16 protein-coding genes are annotated in these 17,187 nt (G+C 53.7%); 5 read left to right on the top strand and 11 right to left on the bottom strand.

The window, feature by feature from the left end; genetic code table 11:
* Positions 1 to 248: 248 nt before the first annotated feature.
* Positions 249 to 959 carry an HAD family hydrolase gene (locus U9M73_RS05175; RefSeq protein WP_323076481.1) on the bottom strand — a complete coding sequence of 237 codons (711 nt, stop codon included), beginning with the start codon at positions 957 to 959 and terminating at the stop codon, positions 249 to 251.
* Positions 960 to 1,057: 98 nt separating this feature from the next.
* Positions 1,058 to 1,534 (bottom strand): DUF3939 domain-containing protein, encoded by a 477-nt coding sequence (locus U9M73_RS05170; RefSeq protein ID WP_260069914.1) that lies wholly within the window; start codon positions 1,532 to 1,534, stop codon positions 1,058 to 1,060.
* Positions 1,535 to 1,754: 220 nt separating this feature from the next.
* Here U9M73_RS05170 and U9M73_RS05165 point away from each other — a divergent pair, with 220 nt between their 5' ends.
* Positions 1,755 to 2,747 carry a YpdA family putative bacillithiol disulfide reductase gene (locus U9M73_RS05165; RefSeq protein WP_009223121.1) on the top strand — a complete coding sequence of 331 codons (993 nt, stop codon included), beginning with the start codon at positions 1,755 to 1,757 and terminating at the stop codon, positions 2,745 to 2,747.
* Positions 2,748 to 2,777: 30 nt separating this feature from the next.
* Entirely contained in the window at positions 2,778 to 3,230 is a 453-nt protein-coding gene (locus U9M73_RS05160) for a DUF441 domain-containing protein (RefSeq protein ID WP_009223120.1), read from the top strand.
* Between the two features lie 580 nt (positions 3,231 to 3,810).
* Here the strand turns inward: U9M73_RS05160 and U9M73_RS05155 are convergent.
* From U9M73_RS05155 to U9M73_RS05140, 4 genes are all read right to left on the bottom strand, one after another.
* The gene (locus U9M73_RS05155) at positions 3,811 to 4,407 is read right to left on the bottom strand and encodes a type I restriction-modification enzyme R subunit C-terminal domain-containing protein (RefSeq protein ID WP_260070604.1); all 597 of its coding nucleotides are present in this window, start codon (positions 4,405 to 4,407) and stop codon (positions 3,811 to 3,813) included.
* A gap of 186 nt (positions 4,408 to 4,593) precedes the next feature.
* Positions 4,594 to 5,007, bottom strand: a complete 414-nt coding sequence (locus U9M73_RS05150; protein WP_009223118.1) for an EamA family transporter — start codon at positions 5,005 to 5,007, stop codon at positions 4,594 to 4,596.
* 316 nt (positions 5,008 to 5,323) lie between these two features.
* The gene (locus U9M73_RS05145; RefSeq protein ID WP_260070603.1) at positions 5,324 to 7,096 is read right to left on the bottom strand and encodes an ABC transporter ATP-binding protein; all 1,773 of its coding nucleotides are present in this window, start codon (positions 7,094 to 7,096) and stop codon (positions 5,324 to 5,326) included.
* A 27-nt stretch (positions 7,097 to 7,123) separates the two neighbouring features.
* Positions 7,124 to 8,086: a phosphotransferase family protein gene (locus U9M73_RS05140; protein WP_323076480.1), complete on the bottom strand. Its 963-nt coding sequence runs from the start codon at positions 8,084 to 8,086 to the stop codon at positions 7,124 to 7,126.
* Positions 8,087 to 8,236: 150 nt separating this feature from the next.
* Here U9M73_RS05140 and U9M73_RS05135 point away from each other — a divergent pair, with 150 nt between their 5' ends.
* Positions 8,237 to 8,740, top strand: coding sequence for a hypothetical protein (locus tag U9M73_RS05135; RefSeq protein WP_036643774.1), 504 nt, complete (start codon positions 8,237 to 8,239; stop codon positions 8,738 to 8,740).
* Positions 8,741 to 8,833: 93 nt separating this feature from the next.
* Here U9M73_RS05135 and U9M73_RS05130 read toward each other — a convergent pair whose 3' ends face one another.
* A complete protein-coding gene (locus tag U9M73_RS05130) occupies positions 8,834 to 9,133 on the bottom strand; it encodes a HesB/YadR/YfhF family protein (protein ID WP_009223114.1) in 300 nt (99 codons plus the stop codon).
* Positions 9,134 to 9,708: 575 nt separating this feature from the next.
* Here U9M73_RS05130 and U9M73_RS05125 point away from each other — a divergent pair.
* Entirely contained in the window at positions 9,709 to 11,466 is a 1,758-nt protein-coding gene (locus tag U9M73_RS05125; RefSeq protein ID WP_009223113.1) for an ABC transporter ATP-binding protein, read from the top strand.
* Positions 11,467 to 11,469: 3 nt separating this feature from the next.
* Positions 11,470 to 13,542, top strand: coding sequence for an ABC transporter ATP-binding protein (locus tag U9M73_RS05120; RefSeq protein ID WP_323076479.1), 2,073 nt, complete (start codon positions 11,470 to 11,472; stop codon positions 13,540 to 13,542).
* Between the two features lie 48 nt (positions 13,543 to 13,590).
* On the opposite strand, the gene U9M73_RS05115 is transcribed toward U9M73_RS05120, so the two are convergent.
* The 4 genes from U9M73_RS05115 to U9M73_RS05100 form a co-directional block, all read right to left on the bottom strand.
* A complete protein-coding gene (locus tag U9M73_RS05115) occupies positions 13,591 to 14,502 on the bottom strand; it encodes an S-layer homology domain-containing protein (protein ID WP_323076478.1) in 912 nt (303 codons plus the stop codon).
* An 88-nt stretch (positions 14,503 to 14,590) separates the two neighbouring features.
* Positions 14,591 to 14,914, bottom strand: a complete 324-nt coding sequence (locus U9M73_RS05110; RefSeq protein ID WP_232282198.1) for a PqqD family protein — start codon at positions 14,912 to 14,914, stop codon at positions 14,591 to 14,593.
* A gap of 38 nt (positions 14,915 to 14,952) precedes the next feature.
* On the bottom strand, positions 14,953 to 15,834 hold the full coding sequence (locus tag U9M73_RS05105) for an OPT family oligopeptide transporter (protein WP_323079063.1): 882 nt from the start codon (positions 15,832 to 15,834) through the stop codon (positions 14,953 to 14,955).
* Between the two features lie 211 nt (positions 15,835 to 16,045).
* Positions 16,046 to 17,068 (bottom strand): CobW family GTP-binding protein, encoded by a 1,023-nt coding sequence (locus U9M73_RS05100; protein WP_009223108.1) that lies wholly within the window; start codon positions 17,066 to 17,068, stop codon positions 16,046 to 16,048.
* Positions 17,069 to 17,187 lie beyond the last annotated feature (119 nt).

The raw sequence follows: 17,187 nt of genomic DNA, 5'->3' as shown, positions 1-17,187 counted from the left end.
TCCCCGCTCGGTTGCCACGCGATATTTGTGGCCATGATCCGCGATGATCCGCCCCGGTGAGACATGCTCTAAACCCATTTCGCGAAAAGCGTTCTCCCGCTCCGGGTTCCATCCGAGTTCATATAAATTCAATCCCAATTCCTCCTATACGATCAAAATGGTTCAACCCTGTTCCAACTTCCCTTCCCGTCTCCTTAGCCGCAAAAAAAGACGCGGGATCCTCGCATCCCGCGTCTTGGCAAGCTTTGTCAATCCATTTTTGTCCCGCATAGCTCCTGGGTATATTGTTCCAACAGCGCCGGGACTTCCTTCAGCTCGTGAATCGTCCGCCACGGTGTGCCGCCTTCCAGCGTCTCGTCCCACTCATGCTTGCGCTTCAGCCAAATGCCGCGGATCCCCACCTGAGCGGCTCCCCAAATATCGTTGCGAGGATGATCGCCAACGATCACCGTCTCCTCCGCTTGAACACCAAGCCGATCCAATGCCAGTTGATAGATCCGAGGATCGGGCTTCTGGATGTCCACGTCCCCGGATACGATGATCGCATCGAAGAACGGCCGCAGGTGGATCAAATCGATTTTTTCATGCTGTCTGTGGCTGTGTCCGTTCGTGACGATCCCCAGCCGAAGCTGCTGATCACGGCAATACCGCAGGGTATCCTCCGCATAGTCCATCGCCTTCGCATAGGTCATATAATGTCGGTTGTAATAGGCTTTCACTTCCTCCAAGCTCGTCTCTTGACGCCAAGGCAACCAATCCAACAGCTCCTGAAAAAAGCCCTCCTTCGGCCGATATCCATCGTTATCCCGTTCAATCATCTCAGCGATCAACGCTCCCCGCTGCGTCTCGTCTATTGGCACCAGGCACTCCTGTACTAATTGAGAGGCGAAACTGCGGAACATGTGATCGCGATCCATTAACGTATTATCAAGGTCAAACAGTACGGCTTTTAGCTGCAAACTTTTTCCCCACTTTCCCCAGTTGTCTCTCTCTATTGTAAAACAGTCTGTCAAATCAAAAGCGCACCTCCGGCTCACCGGAAAATGCGCTTTCCGCGTTATATCACTTGTTTGGGGCGATGGGTCAACAACATCTCTTGATCTGTCACGTACAGCGGAAACGGCGGCATCTCCTTCAAATAATGCTCCCGCATCAGCAGACGATAATCGACCTCCAACTGGCGAGAGTCCTCCAGCACCGGCAGCTTGCCTTGGTCCTCCACGTAATGATCCACCGCAACCTGCACCATGTCTAGATAATAAGGGATGTCACGCTCTTCTTCCGGAAATATTTCATAGGTTTCCCTCGACAAGTAAAAACGTTGGTCCGTCACTCCGCCCAAATATCGCGACAGGCGTTTCATATCCAGACTTCCGTCCGGCAGCAGCAACGACAACCGGTTGATCCCTTCCGGCATGTCGGCTTCATAACGCAGCACCGCGCGTCGAACCTCATCCAACGTAACCTTGATGGCTGTAGGAACCGTTACCTGTTTTACCTGTTTGGGCTTGCGTTTTTTAAACCAGGACAGCATGTTCGGCACCTCCTTCACTTTCTAAACCAAGGTAACCGCTTACACTATTAGTGTACTCCAAATCTCCTGCTTTGAACCCCCGAAGCCAAAGATTTCATAGGATTGCCACATCCTTCCCCTGGAAAATCCGCAGCGGATGGTTGGCAATTCTCCGTCATTTGCGGTAGGATGGAATTGTTTTGAAAATTCGTTTGAACTCAATGTCTATGAGGAGGTTCTCATGCTGGATGTGATCATCATCGGAGCAGGGCCTTGCGGTCTATCGGCAGCCATCGAATGCCAGCGTCGCGGACTGCAGGTGCTTGTTCTAGAGAAACATTGCCTTGTCCATTCCATCTACTCTTATCCTACGTATATGCAGTTTTTCAGTACCGCTGAGCTGCTAGAAATCGGAGATGTACCGTTTGCTTCGGCGAACGACAAACCTTACCGCCATGAAGCGCTAGCCTACTACCGCAAGGTCAGCGATCATTATAACGTCCCGGTATCGGCCTATGAAGAAGCCACCGAAGTGGTGCGGCAGCCGGACGGCACGTTTGTGGTTCGTTCGGTGAAACGCGGCGGTGAGCAGGCGGAATACCAGGCCCGTTATGTCATCATCTCGACAGGTTATTTCGATCACCCCAATATTTTAGGAATTCCGGGAGAAAATACCGACAAGGTGACGCATTACTTCCAAGAGGCGCATCCGTACACCGGTACGAAAGTGACGATTATCGGCGGTAGCAACTCCGCAGTGGATGCCGCGCTGGAGCTGGTGCGTGTGAACGCCGAGGTTACTGTCGTGTATCGCGGAGAGGACTTGTCCGCGAACATCAAGCCTTGGGTACGGCCGCTGTTCGAAAGTGCGGTCAACAAAGGAAAGGTCGCTTTGCGCCTGAAATCCCGGGTCATCGAAATCCTGCCTGACCGCGTGATCATCGAAGGTGCTGACGGTAAAACGTCCGAACTGGCAAACGATTTTGTCTTGGCGTTAACCGGGTTCCGCCCTGATCGCAAGCTGTTGTTCTCCGCCGGAGTTGAAATGACCGGTGACATGGAGAAGCCGGTGTTTAATCCGGAGACGATGGAAACGAACGTGCCCGGTCTATACGTTGCCGGGGTTATCGCTTCCGGACGTAACGCCAACGAGGTGTTCATCGAAACCGGTCGCGGCCACGGGAAGCTGATCGCAGAGCATATCGTAGGGTCGAGAACTTCGAGCAACGTATAAATTATCGATATTCACCGCAGGAGGTGGATCATGCAACAAATTGACGTGACAGCCTTGCTGCTGTTGTTGTTAGCCGCGCTGGGCATTTTCAGCAGCAACATGCCCATTACCGTGGCGATGATTGTCTTGCTGCTGCTTCGCGTGCTGCATCTGCACTATACCTTCCCTTGGCTGGAGAAATACGGCTTGACGCTGGGCATCATCATCCTCACCATCGGCGTGATGACGCCGGTCGCCAGCGGCAAAATCTCCATCCAGACGCTATGGGCTTCCTTCTTCCATTGGAAGTCCCTGCTCGCCATCGGCGTCGGCATGCTTGTCGCCTGGCTCGGCGGTCGCGGCGCGACCTTGATGGGCAATCAGCCGACTGTCGTCGCCGGCCTATTGATAGGCACCGTGCTGGGCGTCGCCTTCTTCCGCGGCGTCCCTGTCGGCCCGCTGATCGCCGCCGGCATTTTGTCGCTGGTGATCGGGAAGCTGTGAGGCTCAGCATTAAGCTGCAGTAAGAAAAACGTCTATCGACGTACATTCAAAGTAGACAGACCGCGTTTAGCGGAAGTTTTTCTTGCGATATCAGGATGCCAATGCCCCGAAGTTTATACTTTCTGATATCTTAAAAAAGGCTGAATTCTAAACAATACGTTTAGAGTTCAGCCTTTTTGCATGCTCGTGGGCGCGGGCGGGCCCTGGGTCCTTGGGTTCGCGGGTCTGCGGGTCCGCCGGTACGTGGGTACACGGTTCCGCGAGTCCGTTGGTTCGTCGCTCCGTCGGTCCGCGGCGCTCTAACGGAACCAGATGACCTTATTCCGCCATTTCCCCGCGATTTCCCATCCTAACGGAACCAGAAGGCGTTATTAGCGCATGTTGGGTATCAATTGAGGCGCTTTGGTGCAAATAACGTCCGTACGTTCCGTTAGAACGGGAATAGACCTCTTGGGACTAAAATAAGGTCTTTCAGTTCCGTTACGTGCTCCGGCAGCGAGCGCGAAATCCTCCCTTAATCTCCCGAAACGATCTGCACCGCATTCTCCTTGATCTGATTCACTACATCCACAAGCTTCTTTTACTTACTTCCATCAAACAGCTTGATAAAGCTCTGCGGCTTATCAAACGGCGGTTTGGTCAGTTCGGCTACGTTATCGATATAACCGTTCTGCACGATATAATCGATCACCTTTTTCACGAACACGATTTGTGCTTGCGTCAAGGATTGGTCATTAATAAACTCGGAAAACGCCCGATTGGCTGCCTCTACTTCCAATTTGGCAACTTTTCGCACCAGCAACCCAAACGGTGTGTCCTTGAATTCCCGTTTATAATCGTCGACGGTCCCCAGCTCCCCGGTGAATACTTTCTCCAGGCTCTCGTAGTCCAGCGCAGTCAGCGGGATATTATTCCGTAACTTATAAATCGCTACATTATCGCGGTTCAGCTCGATATAACGGTTAACCTTGAGCTTGTAATCCTCAAAATCGTATGCCGCGTACATCGCCTTCCCTTCCTGGACCATCAATACCTCGTCCGCCAGATTCGTATCGATCGGGTTACGCTTTCCACCTTCATCAACGGTATACTTGATCAGATCCCGGAGCTCTACACGAACCTTTTCGAAGGTCAACAGATCGGCATCCTGCCAAAACTCCTCCGTTAGTTCTATCATAGCAGAAAAAAACATCCTAATTAGAGTGATTTGATCACTTTTTGACCGCGATTCCCCAAAATGTCCCCATATGTAAGTGAGTGAGTTAATTAATCTTCCATTGGTCCAATTTACATATATATCAGCAGTAATAAATGCCTTCGTAACATTATTGGCAAGTACATTACGGTACTGATGACTCCCCTCTTACAAAACCATAACCAGCGTACCAATCGTGATCAAAATGGAACCAATCAGCGACTTGTATGTAAATTCCTCATGCAAAAAAATAAGTGCCAGAACCAGCGTGATCACGATGCTTAATTTATCGATTGCCACCACTTTGGAGGTATGCCCCAACTGAAGGGCCTTGAAATAACAGAGCCAGGATGCACCGGTAGCCAAGCCGGACAGGATCAGGAAAATCCAGCTTTTTCGGCTGATCTCGAACAGTCCGCTCTGGGCGTGGGTGAGATACACCATCCCCCATGCCATAATGACCACCACAACCGTGCGAATCGCTGTCGCCAGATTGGAGTTAACCCCCTCAATACCAACCTTCGCCAAAATTGACGTAAGCGCCGCAAAAATAGCGGACAACAAAGCGAGTATAAACCACATTTACGAGAGACTTCCTTTCACTTTCATAGGGAGATTTAAAGTTACTTTACAACATGATCCGTCGACCTAGTGTCATAGGTACGCACTCCAAACAATAACGGAACTTTTTACCCTTATTTCGCCCAAATGAGCTAAATCCAAGCAAATAGCGGTAAAAAATGTCCTTATTCCGCTCAGAAACTTGCTGAAACCCGGCTCAAATGTGCCCACTCCCAGCAATAGCGGAACTTATTACCCTTATTTCGCCCGTTCAGCCACAAAAGGGCGAAATAACGCCCTTTTATGGCCTTATCTGTGGCGAGGAAGGGTAAACTTCTCACCCCAGCTCCACGCTCTCCGCCGGGCTGAGGTGCTGGATGTTGTACAGCTGCGCGTACACGCCGTCCGGGATCGCCATCAGCTCGTCGTGCGTGCCGCGCTCGACGATTTCGCCGTTCTTCAGCACGATGATCTGGTCGGCGTGGGTGATCGTCGACAGCCGGTGCGCCACGATCAGCGTCGTGCGGGCGCGCGAGAGCTGCTGCAGCGACTGCTGGATCAGGTGCTCCGACTCCAGGTCAAGCGCGGATGTCGCCTCATCGAGCACGAGGATCGGCGGGTCTTTCAAGAAGACGCGGGCGATGGCAATCCGCTGCTTCTGCCCGCCGGACAGCTTGACGCCGCGCTCCCCGACCTCGGTGTCGTAGCCCTGCGGCAGCTGCATGATGAAATCATGCGCGTTCGCCGCGCGGGCCGCCTCGATCACCTCCGCCTCGGTGGCGTCCGGCCGGCCGAACAAAATGTTGTCGCGCACGCTGCCGCTAAAAAGGAAATTGTCCTGCAGCACCATGCCGATCCGGCTGCGCAGGCTTTCCATCGTCCACTCGCGGACGTCACGGCCGCCCACCGTCAGCGCCCCCCGCTGCACGTCGTAGAACCGGGGAATCAACCCAACGAGCGACGATTTCCCGCCTCCGCTCATGCCAACGAAGGCAACGGTTTGGCCGGGATTGACTTCGAGTGAGATGTTTTTGAGCACCCAATCGCCATCTTCCCGATACTTGAACCACACATCCCGGAACATCACGCCGTGGCTGCCCTGCGGCAATACCTTTGCATCCGGCGCATCGATCATATCGTACGGCTCCTCCATCAGCTCGAGCACCCGCTCCCACGAAGCCGAAGCCTGCGTTAACGTGGTCGAGGAGTTAATTAATCTCCTTAACGGTGCGTAAAGCCGATCGAGATATCCAAAAAAGGCCACAAACGTCCCCAGCGTCAAATCGCCGTGAATCACCTGATACCCGCCGTACCCGATCACCAGCAGCGGCGCGATATCGGTCAGCGTGTTGATCACGGCAAACGTCCAAGCGTTCCAGCGGCTGTGAGCCAACGCTTTTTGCAGAAACCGGCCGTTGGTCCCTTCAAATCGTTTGCGGTCATAACGTTCCAACGCAAAGCTTCGGATAACGGAAATGCCCTGAATCCGCTCATGCAAATAAGCCTGGATCCCGGCGAGTGCCGCCGAACGGTCTTTGGTCAGCTTCTTCAAGCGCTTGTACAGCACTTTCACCGCGATCGCGTACAGCGGGAAGATCGCAATCGCTACCAGCGTCAGCCAGGGGTTCAGATAAAACATAAATCCCAGCACGAACACCAGCGTAAACATGTCCAGCCAAACGTTCATCATGCCGACCTCGACGATGTTCTTGGTCTGCTCGGCGTCGTTAATAAAGCGGGATATGATCTCCCCCACCTTCGTGTTTTGGTAGTACCGCAGCGAGAGCCGCTGCAAGTGCGCGTACAGCTTGTTGCGCAGATCAAACAAAATCCGTGCCGTGATCAACTGGGCAAAATATTGCCGCGCATATTCCACCGGACCACGCACGATCACAAACAGGAACAGCGTGGCCCCCAGCACGATCATCAGCTGCGAAACCTTCTGCTCCAGCTCCATCGCACCGCCCAGCAAAATATCGTCCACTACATATTTCTGCACCAGCGGCAGCAAGGAGGGAATGCCAAATTTCAGCATCCCGATAAACAAGGTAAGTATGATCCATTTCGTATAAGGCCTAACAAACGTCAAATAGGCTTTCCAATGTTTCAATTTGTTAGCACATCCTCTATTTGTTTCTTACCGTTCGGTGGCGGAGGTATCCAGCTTCCGGATCAGTCGCTCCGCGTATTCGTCCAACCGGCGGGCGAGAAGCTCCGGCGTTAACCCGTTCAGTCCCAAATCCGGCCAATCCTGGTACACTTCGGGCGGACCTGGCAGCATTTCGATCAGGCATAGCATATCCCAATAGGGATCGTTTACGTCGCACCCCTCCCGCCGCGCTTGAGCAAGATAGTTGTCCAAAAAAGCATCCGCCGCCTCCACCCCATACATCTGCACGAGATTCAATCGGCAGTGGCCGGTATCGATCCCGGTCGGCCCCATGCAGGCATTGGCCCAATCCACGACCCCGCTGATCGCCCCCTCCTGCCACAACACGTTAGCCGGATGGTAGTCGCGATGAATGAATTGCGGCACGTATGATGGTACAGGTCCTTGCACGCGATCAATAATTCTCCGCCACGCCTCAGGAACACGGGACCACTGGGGCACAGACAATCGGGACACCTCGTTATAGGTAAAATAGTTCCATCTGATCGGCTGAGCTTCTGCCGCATGGATCTCCACCAGCATCCGGGCAAGCCCGTCCAGCCATTCCGGCAGATCCGCCGGGTTCAACACGACCCGGCCAGGCAGCCGGGTCATCAGCACGGACGGCACGCCGTAAGCGCTGCCGTCCGGATCGCAGGCGAGCACACGCGGCGACGGCAGTCCCGCCGCATGGGCCGCCTGCAGCGCCGCCGTCTCGTGCAACGCGAGCTCCGGCTCTTCCTGCAGCCACTCCCTGTTGGTAAATTGCCTTAGTACCGCTTCGTGGCAGGTGTCTCCTTGGGTTATTTTTACCCCATAAACCGCCGATGAAGTGCCGCCTTTCAAGATCACCGCCGAGTCCACCTTGGCGCCTTGCCCGATCTGTTCCTCTACCCAGCGCAGCGTTCGCTGAGAGAGTCCGAAAGTTTCTTTCTCCATGTTTGCTGTCATTCGCCACTTCCCCCTTCCCGTAGATGAAAGCCGATTTTCGTGCGGCAAAGCTGAATTTATTAACTGGTTATGGTATACTCCTTAATAAATTGAGTTGTCGTAAGATACTTAAGGCAGCAATGAGTTACAGGCCGTTTTAGGAGGATGACCATGTCACGCCGATTTGTGATCGAAGCCGTGATGGTGGCGATATATGGTGAATTGCTGGTGCCGGGTGCGCCTGTGGAATATATTGTACCTTACAACACCGTCATGGAGCTTTATGAATTTCAAAACAGTCCCGAGCCGCTGATGAACGACCCCGTCGACGATATGCACGTGAAGCAGAAAATCAGCGAATTGATCGCTTACCTCGAAGAACCGCTGAACCGCAAGAAGCTGGAGCGGGCACTCACCATTCCTTGGGCTAAGAGTCCTTCGATCTTATTCGGTGATCATGTCACCTGGACCGTGGTGAACGCGGTGGACAACGAGCAATACGGGGAGTTCCTCGATCCGATCGAAACGGAGATCGTACTGACTGCCCATCGGGAGAACGTGCCAATCCTGACCGATCAGCTGGAGCTGATCCGGCGGATCATCGAAGCCGAGGTGCCGGTGCAGGTATACGATATCGGCGATTTTGAATTTGCGATGGAAGACAGCATTATTTGACGATTGACGGGCCCGCGCCCGTCCGTCTGATCCTTCAAAGGAAAAGGCCCGTGAATGGACGGGCCTTTTTGTTCTTGCGTTTATTGTCTTGGCTTAATTAGGTGCCGCAACCTCGTACTCATATTCAATGTCACCCAATTGCGGATCATAGGTCACGTTGAGGTGATATCCATCCAGATACCACAAATCCTGGTCTTCCATGTAGAACGTAATGCCCTCGACTTCGGATTTGATCCCCGGGGATACGGGTTGATCAACGTCGATCCCCAGCGAGAAGCCCGGATGCAGCTTGCCTCCCGCGCTATAGCGCGCAAAGAAGCGTACTGCCTGACCTTCCTGTAGTCCCAGCTCCTTCTTAAACCACGCTGCGGCTTCGCTGCTCACATGAATCATGATCGTTTCTCCCTCCTCTTTCTATTCAACCTTCTTGGTGCTCCAAGTGAAACTGAACAACGTTCCGTACCACACCATCTTCCCTTTTATTGTAGTCGATACCGGGCCAAAAGCCAAACCTTTGTTCGAGCCGTTAGGAGGCATTGGATAGTTACTGAAAAAAATTAATGTTTGACATCTTCTTTGGCACGATGCTAAAATCGGGAACATACGAGATCGCATTTCAAATAATTACCATTCAAGAAAGGGTGAAGCACGGTGTTTAAAGTTAATCTTATGTCAGTGTATCTTCATGCGCATCCCAACACACAACTAAATACCGGAGCAACCCCTGCAGGATTGGTTCATCTCATGCGATAACCGCCCCTTTGGCTTATTTTCCAGTTATTGGGTAAACGTGATATCATACACGCGGAGGTTGCTTATCATAAGTAACGGACGCGACATATGTTATGGTTTTAAGGCATATCGTTTTCGGACGATATGCCTTTTTGCGGTTTTTGGCAGGTTTCGGACACTTGTAGAGGTTCTCCGGCAAGTTAGGCAATCGGGAATTCAAAGGAGGAAACCCCACTATGTTTTCGGTTTTAAAAAATTTAGGTTGGTTTTTCAAACGGGAAAAAAGGCGGTACATCATCGGCTTGTTCCTGCTCATCTTTGTGGGCATCGTAGAACTAGCACCGCCGCGGCTGCTCGGCAGCGCCATCGATGAAATCGTGGCCGGCACGGTCACTTGGGCATCGTTAACCCAATATATTTTGCTCATTATCGGCGTACTGATCTTCATCTATCTCATTACGTACATATGGATGCATTCCCTGTTCGGAGGCTCGAACCTCGTGGAGCGGCTGCTCCGCACCCGGTTCATGAGCCATCTGCTGCGGATGACGCCGCCGTTCTTCGAGCGGAGCCGCACCGGCGACCTGATGGCCCGGGCGACCAACGATTTGCGGTCGGTGGCGACAACCGCTGGTTTCGGGATGCTGACGCTGACCGACTCGACGGCGTACCTCACGGTCATTTTCCTGGCCATGAGCACGCTGATCAGCTGGAAGCTGACGTTGGCGGCGATCATCCCGCTCCCTTTTATCGCCTTGGCGATGAAGATTTATGGAAAAATCATCCATGAGCGCTACACCTTGGCCCAGGATGCCTTCGGGGACATGAACGACCAGGTGCTGGAGTCGGTCGCCGGGATCCGTGTCATTCGCGCCTATGTACAAGAGCGTAATGATGAGAAGCGTTTCGCGGAGATCACGGATGACGTTTACAAGAAAAATTTGGCGGTGGCCAAAGTTGACGCTTATTTTGAACCAACGATCCGCTTATGTGTTGGACTCAGCTATGCCATTGGACTCACGTACGGCATTTATCTCGTCTTTCAAAATGAACTGACGCTGGGCGATCTCGTAACCTTTAACATGTACCTGGGGATGATGATTTGGCCGATGTTTGCGATCGGCGAGCTGATCAACATCATGCAGCGCGGCGGCGCTTCGCTGGACCGCGTCAACGAAACGTTAAACGAAAAGCCGGATGTCGAGGACCTTCCGAACCCGATTTCGGTAGAAAAACCGGAAACAATCGAGTTCAAAGATGTGACCTTCCGTTATCCGACTTCAACGATCAATAATCTTGAGCATATTAACTTAACGATTAAACGCGGCGAGACGCTGGGCATCGTCGGCCGTACCGGCAGCGGGAAATCCACCCTGCTGAAGCAACTGCTGCATGAATATCCGGTGGGCAGCGGCGAGCTGACCATCTCCGGCGTGCCGATTCAGCAGATTGCCTTGAAACGGCTGCACAGCTGGATCGGCTATGTGCCGCAGGAGCAAATTCTGTTCTCCAAGACGGTACGGCAAAATATCCAATTCGGCTGCCCAGGCGCGTCCGACGAGAAAATTCTTGAGGCGATCCGCACCGCAGCCTTCGACCAGGATCTCGGCACCTTGTCCGACGGCTTGGATACACTGGTCGGCGAGAAAGGTGTCGCCCTTTCCGGCGGCCAGAAGCAGCGGGTCTCCCTGGCGCGGGCGTTTATCGCCGATCCGGAGCTGTTGATTCTCGACGACGCCCTGTCCGCCGTTGATGCCCGGACCGAAGCGCGGATCATCGAGAACATCCGCCGTAAGCGCGCCGGCAAAACGACGCTGATCTCCACGCACCGCCTGTCCGCCATCGAACACGCGGATTGGATCGTCGTGCTGGAGAAAGGCAAAATCATTGAAGAAGGTACCCATGACATGCTGCTGCAGTTAGGCGGCTGGTACCGCGAACAATACGAACGTCAACAGGTCGAATCGAACCTGACTGACGGGGAGGTGTCTTAAGCGATGCACACCCATACAGGAAAAGCACTTTTCAAATACGCCTTAACGGCGAAAAAGACGTTTATCCTCGCGCTCGTCATGCTGGCGATTGGGGTCGCGGCCGAACTGGCCGGCCCGTTTATCGCCCGCACGATGATCGACGATCATATGCTGGCGATCGAACAGCCGTTTTACGAAACCACGGTCAAAGACAAATATACCGCCACGTATGACGGCCGCAACTTCAAACGCGGCGACCGCTTTGCGGAAGGCGAAGCCAAAGGCGCCGAGGTCCGCGTGCTGCAGGTCGGCAAAAGCTTCGTCTTCGTGGAAGCGGCCATCCCGGACGTCTCCGGCGACCGCAGCTTTAAAGACGGCATACTGACCCTTACCGGGAACGACGGCGCAATTAGCGAATATCCGGCGCAACAACTTAGCGCATCTGGCCTGTTTGCTTTTTACAAGCCGGAGGTTCCTGGCATTCTGTCGCTTATCGTCTGGTATTTCGTCTTCCTGGCCATTTCCATTGTGATGGAATTTGGCAAAACTTACTGGCTGCAATCCTCGGCCAACCAGGTTATCCGCAAGCTGCGCATGGACGTCTACGCCCATATTCAGCGGCTGCCGGTGCATTTTTTCGATAATCTGCCTGCCGGGAAAGTCGTCTCCCGCGTCACCAACGACACGGAGGCGGTAAAGGAATTGTTTATCGCCGTGCTGGCGAACTTCTTCTCCGGAGTCATCAACATGCTGGGCGTGTACATCGCTTTGTTTATCCTGGACGTGAGACTTGGACTGATCTGCTTATTCGTCGTTCCGATCATTTACTTATGGGTCGTTCTTTACCGCAAATTCGCGACGAAATATAACACGATTATCCGCTCGCGGTTAAGTGAAATTAACGCCATCATTAACGAATCGATTCAAGGGATGTCCATCATCCGGATTTTCCGCCGCGAGGAGCAAACCAAGGAAGAGTTCGAGAACCTGAACAGCGATTACATGAAGCACCAGAACAAGATGCTGAACCTGAACGCGTTCACTTCGCATAACCTGGTGAATGTCCTCCGTAACTTGGCATTTGCGACCGTGCTTTGGTATTTCGGTTCGGTGCAGCTTGGGGGTTCCAGCGTCATTTCACTTGGCGTACTGTACGCTTTCGTTGACGTGCTTGGACGGTTGTTCCAACCGATCACCGGGATGGTCAACCAGCTGGCCGCACTGGATTCCTCGATGGTCTCCGCCGGCCGGGTGTTCGCGCTGATGGACGAACCGGGTGAGCCTGTCGTGGACGGCTCGATGCCGCGCTACAAAGGCAATGTGGAGTTTAAGGACGTCTCGTTCGCCTACAAGAAGGACTATGTATTGAAAAATATTTCCTTTGAGGCGAAGCAAGGCCAGACGGTTGCGTTGGTCGGACACACAGGCTCCGGCAAAAGCTCGATCATCAACCTGCTGTTCCGGTTCTACGATCCGCAGAAAGGAACGATCACGATCGACGGTAAGCCGGTAACGGAGCTGCCGAAGCAGTGGATCCGCCAGCATATGGGGATCGTCCTCCAGGATCCGTACCTGTTCACCGGGACGATTCTGTCGAATGTCACGCTGGGGGACGAACGCATCTCCCGCGAGAAGGCGGAGAAAGCGCTGATCGACGTTGGCGCGGACCGGATTTTGGCCCACTTGCCGAAAGGTCTAGACGAACCGGTCGTGGAAAAAGGCAGCACGCTGTCCGCCGGCGAACGTCAGTTGATCTCCTTCGCGCGGGCGCTCGCCTTCGATCCGGCGATCCTCATTCTCGATGAGGCGACCGCCAACATCGATACGGAAACCGAAGCGTTGATTCAATCCGCGCTGGAGGTACTGAAACGCGGCCGGACGACCTTCATCATTGCGCACCGGCTGTCGACGATCCGCAGCGCCGATCAGATCCTCGTTCTGCACCGAGGTGAAATCGTCGAACGCGGTACGCACGAAGAGCTGCTCGCCCTGGGCGGACGGTACTATCAGATGTACCGGCTGCAGTCGGGAGCTGCTGAGGCACCAGCCGTACCCGGCGCCGGTCCAGCGATCTCGCCGGTGGCGAATCCGAGTTAATAAAAACAACCGTTCCTGATGATTAGGAACGGTTGTTTCCTTTTGCCGTTATTCGGACAAACGCTTGATTTCCACCTGATACTCGCTGGAGACGTACGTTTCCGCTTTCGTATCGGTGATAACTTGGATGTAATCTTTATCGGGCTCAGGGGATAGCAACTCATAATACACGGTAGCCGTTTTCCCTGTGAACTCGACTTTGGCGACGCGTATGCCGTAGCCCGGATTCGGCTGCTGGGCCCGGGTCAGGACCACTTTATTGATTTGCTCATTTACTTTCTCGACTTCAAAGCTCACCTGATCCTGCACGTCTTGCTCCGCTTCCTTATATTTGTTTACGAAATCAGCAGCATTGTGAACGAGCCGGGCTGCTTCAATCCGCGTAATCGCCTGTTTCGGGTGAAATTCCCCCTGCTCATCCAGACTAGCGATCTTCATCAGCAGCAAGGTCTGAATGCTGTTCGCATAATCCGGATTCATTTGGTCGGCATCGGCGACCTCAATATACATTTTAATGGTCGGGTAATTTCCCGTGACGTTAATGGCCTGCATCAGAAGATCGGCGAAGGCTTCCCGGCTCAGCTCGGCATTAGGCGCAAAATCCTTCGGCAACTTAATGCCGTTATCCTCTGCAATCCGCAGCGAGGATGCGTACCATTCAGTATGACCCGAAGGTTGCAGTGAGCCGCCGGCTTTCGGCTTGAGCTCCAACGCCTTCACGATCATATGAATACCTTGCGCACCGGTCAGCTTGCCGAGCGGAACGAAATGGTCTTTCGTGATCCCTTGAATGATCCCTTTCTGTTGCAAAGCTTCCGTTATCTTCGCGTCCTGTCCTTGAACATCGCTGAAGGCGGACACAGAGGAGGCCAGAAGCAGCGAACTGGTCATCATAAGGCTGGCAGCCAGTTTTATCTTGCGGTGGTTATTCAGTTTGGATTTTAGTTTTGTTTTATTCATGTCTTTATCACCTCTGCCCCTCCTAGACGGCCTGTCCACCAAAAAGGTTGCACCCTTTCCCCTTTTACGTCCGACAAGGGATCCACGCTTACCCGGGTTGCTCCTTCTGCCGTTCTTCCGCCCAGCGAAGCCAGCCATTCGCTTCCAGGATCTCAATAAATTTGCGAAGCCTTGGCAGGAGCGGCTCTGCGGCTTCCCCGAACCTCGTCTTGACCGTTTCGGCGATCTCACCTACCGTATGGGTGCCGTCGCAGCGGGATACGACCTCGCTCCCAAGCTCATCGAGGTGCACATGAATGACCGGCGGTTGTTTCAGATAACGAACCGATTGACGCTCCAGCCAACTGCGGCGAGGCAGCAACAGTTCGGTCCGTCCATCCTCCCCTGTCGCCACCTTCAGATGCGGCTGCAAGCAAGGGATCATCTCCAACAGGTTAAGTTCGGGCGCTTTCAGGTGACGTTGTTTTTGGTGCGGTCGATCGTCGTCTTCTCGTTGAATGCGGAGCGCTGCATCAGGCCGTTCAGCGTGGAGCGCAAGGAGCTGTACAGCATCGGCAACGTTTTTATGAGCGTAATCAAGCCGCCGGCGGCTACCGCCCCTGCGCCGATATAGCGAATGTAATCGCCCCAAATCCCCCAGGCATCAAGTTCGGCGATTGGGGACAGCGAAGGCGCTACTGCCCCCGCCGAGTTGGCGCCAAAAAAGCCGATCATCGGAATCAGCACCAGCCAGGCCAGAATCCCGCCGGCCAGCATTTGCCCGGCGATCCGCGGCCCGATAATATAGCCAACGCCCAGCAGGGCTGGATACGTATCCATCCCGATGACGGCGTTTCTGAAGCGAAAGATTGTTGTTTCAATCTCCGTCTTAAATAACATGAAGCCATCGCCTAACGCTTTGACCAGGCCGCCAACGCCAAAGCCAAGCGAGACCATGCGGGCGCTCCGGCCGACGGTCTCCCCGGAGACCAGCACCTCGGCACAGGCCGTCCCTTCCGGATAAGGCAGCGTTTCATGTTCATTCACGATCAACAGCCGTCTTAGCGGAACCATCATGGCTACGCCCAGGAACCCGCCGATCAGCACGACAAAGCTGATCATTTGCTGGCTGGGATTCAAATCCCACATATACAGCGCCGGGAGGGTAAAGATGGCGCCAGCCGCCACCGCTTCACCGGCGGTTGTCATCGTCTGCACGATGTTGTTTTCCAGGATCGATTTGCGCCGGAATAGCCCTCGCAGCACCGCCAAGGATATCACCACCGCCGGAATGGAGGCGCTGACGGTCAGACCGATTTTCAGCCCTAGATAGGCGTTCGCCGCGGCAAACACAACGGCCAAAATGATCCCGAAAACGACGGCAAGGAGCGCTTAGCTGACACATAAGGAACGAACTTCGTGGAGTTTTTCGATTTTCCATTCATGTGATTCTCTCCCTCTTCAAGAAAAAAGCAGTTTTAGGTTACCCCGGGGAGATTTAATTTAATCGACGCCAAAAAGAAGAAAACCGCGATGGACTCGCGGTTCTCTTGGTCAATTTGGCTTAACGTTCGTTACTATTATCCGATACGTTGCGCTCCAGGGCGTGCAGCCGCTGTGCTAAACCCTGCTTGTCGAAGTGCTCTCCGATAAACACGGCAACGTCAGGCACGTCCCCTTGCGGTGTGATTTTCAGGTAATCGGCTTCCCTATACGCATATTGGAACAGGAACCGGCTGGCTGTATCGGTAAATCGCAAAACCCCTTTGCCGCGGTAGACTTCCCGGGGCAGCTCGGCAATAAATCGCTCAAAGTCCTCGCTGTCCACCGGCCCGTCGAAATAGTGCGTATAGACAGTAACATGCTCATGCGACGCGTGAGGATGTCCATGGTGATGATCATGACTATGCGCCGCATGATGATCATGGTGATGCTCGTGGTTGTGACCCTCATGATCGTGGGTGTGATCATGAGCTTGGTGTTGCGCCCATAATGACGGCAAATCAACTTCACATTTCACTGCCGGAATGATTCGAGCGTAAGGGTTCATGCGGCGAAGAAACGCCGTCATTTCCTGCTGGCGATCAGGCTCAAGCAAGTCCATTTTATTTAAGATCAATACGGACCCGCAGCGGATCTGCTCCACCATAAGCCGGTAGGACTTCCCCTGCTGGGATGCGTACAGCTCGGCCAGATGGGCTGCATCCACCACGGTCACCATCGGCTTGATGTCCAGTTTGAGATAAAGCGACACTTCGGTCACCGCATCAAAGATTTCCATCGGATTGCCCGCGCCTGTCGCCTCAATAACGATCAGGTCCGGCTTCTCCCCTTCGATCAGCTCCGCCATCTGCACGCTCAAGTCGCCGCGAATCGTGCAGCAAATACAGCCGCCCAGCATCTCCGCCATCGGCACTTCGCTGGAAACGAGCAATCCATCGAGATTGACGTCTCCGATTTCGTTCATGATCACGGCCGGACGAAGCCCCTGCTCCTGCCAGTGACGGATCAGCCGCTGGAGCAGCGTCGTTTTACCGCTTCCTAAAAATCCGGACAATATAAAAACGGGTGTCACCCTGCTTCCCACCTCAACAACCTCCTGCAATCGGGATAAAGGATAAAGCCATTCGAATGCGAGTGTACACCAACCATCCCGGACATGCAACCACATTTCCTGTTCCGCCTCAGATCTGCTCCTGGACAAGC

The sequence above is a fragment of the Paenibacillus phoenicis genome (genome assembly GCF_034718895.1).
GTDB classification, from domain to species: Bacteria; Bacillota; Bacilli; order Paenibacillales; family Paenibacillaceae; genus Fontibacillus; species Fontibacillus phoenicis.
This window is presented reverse-complemented; position numbering and strand designations above follow the sequence as displayed.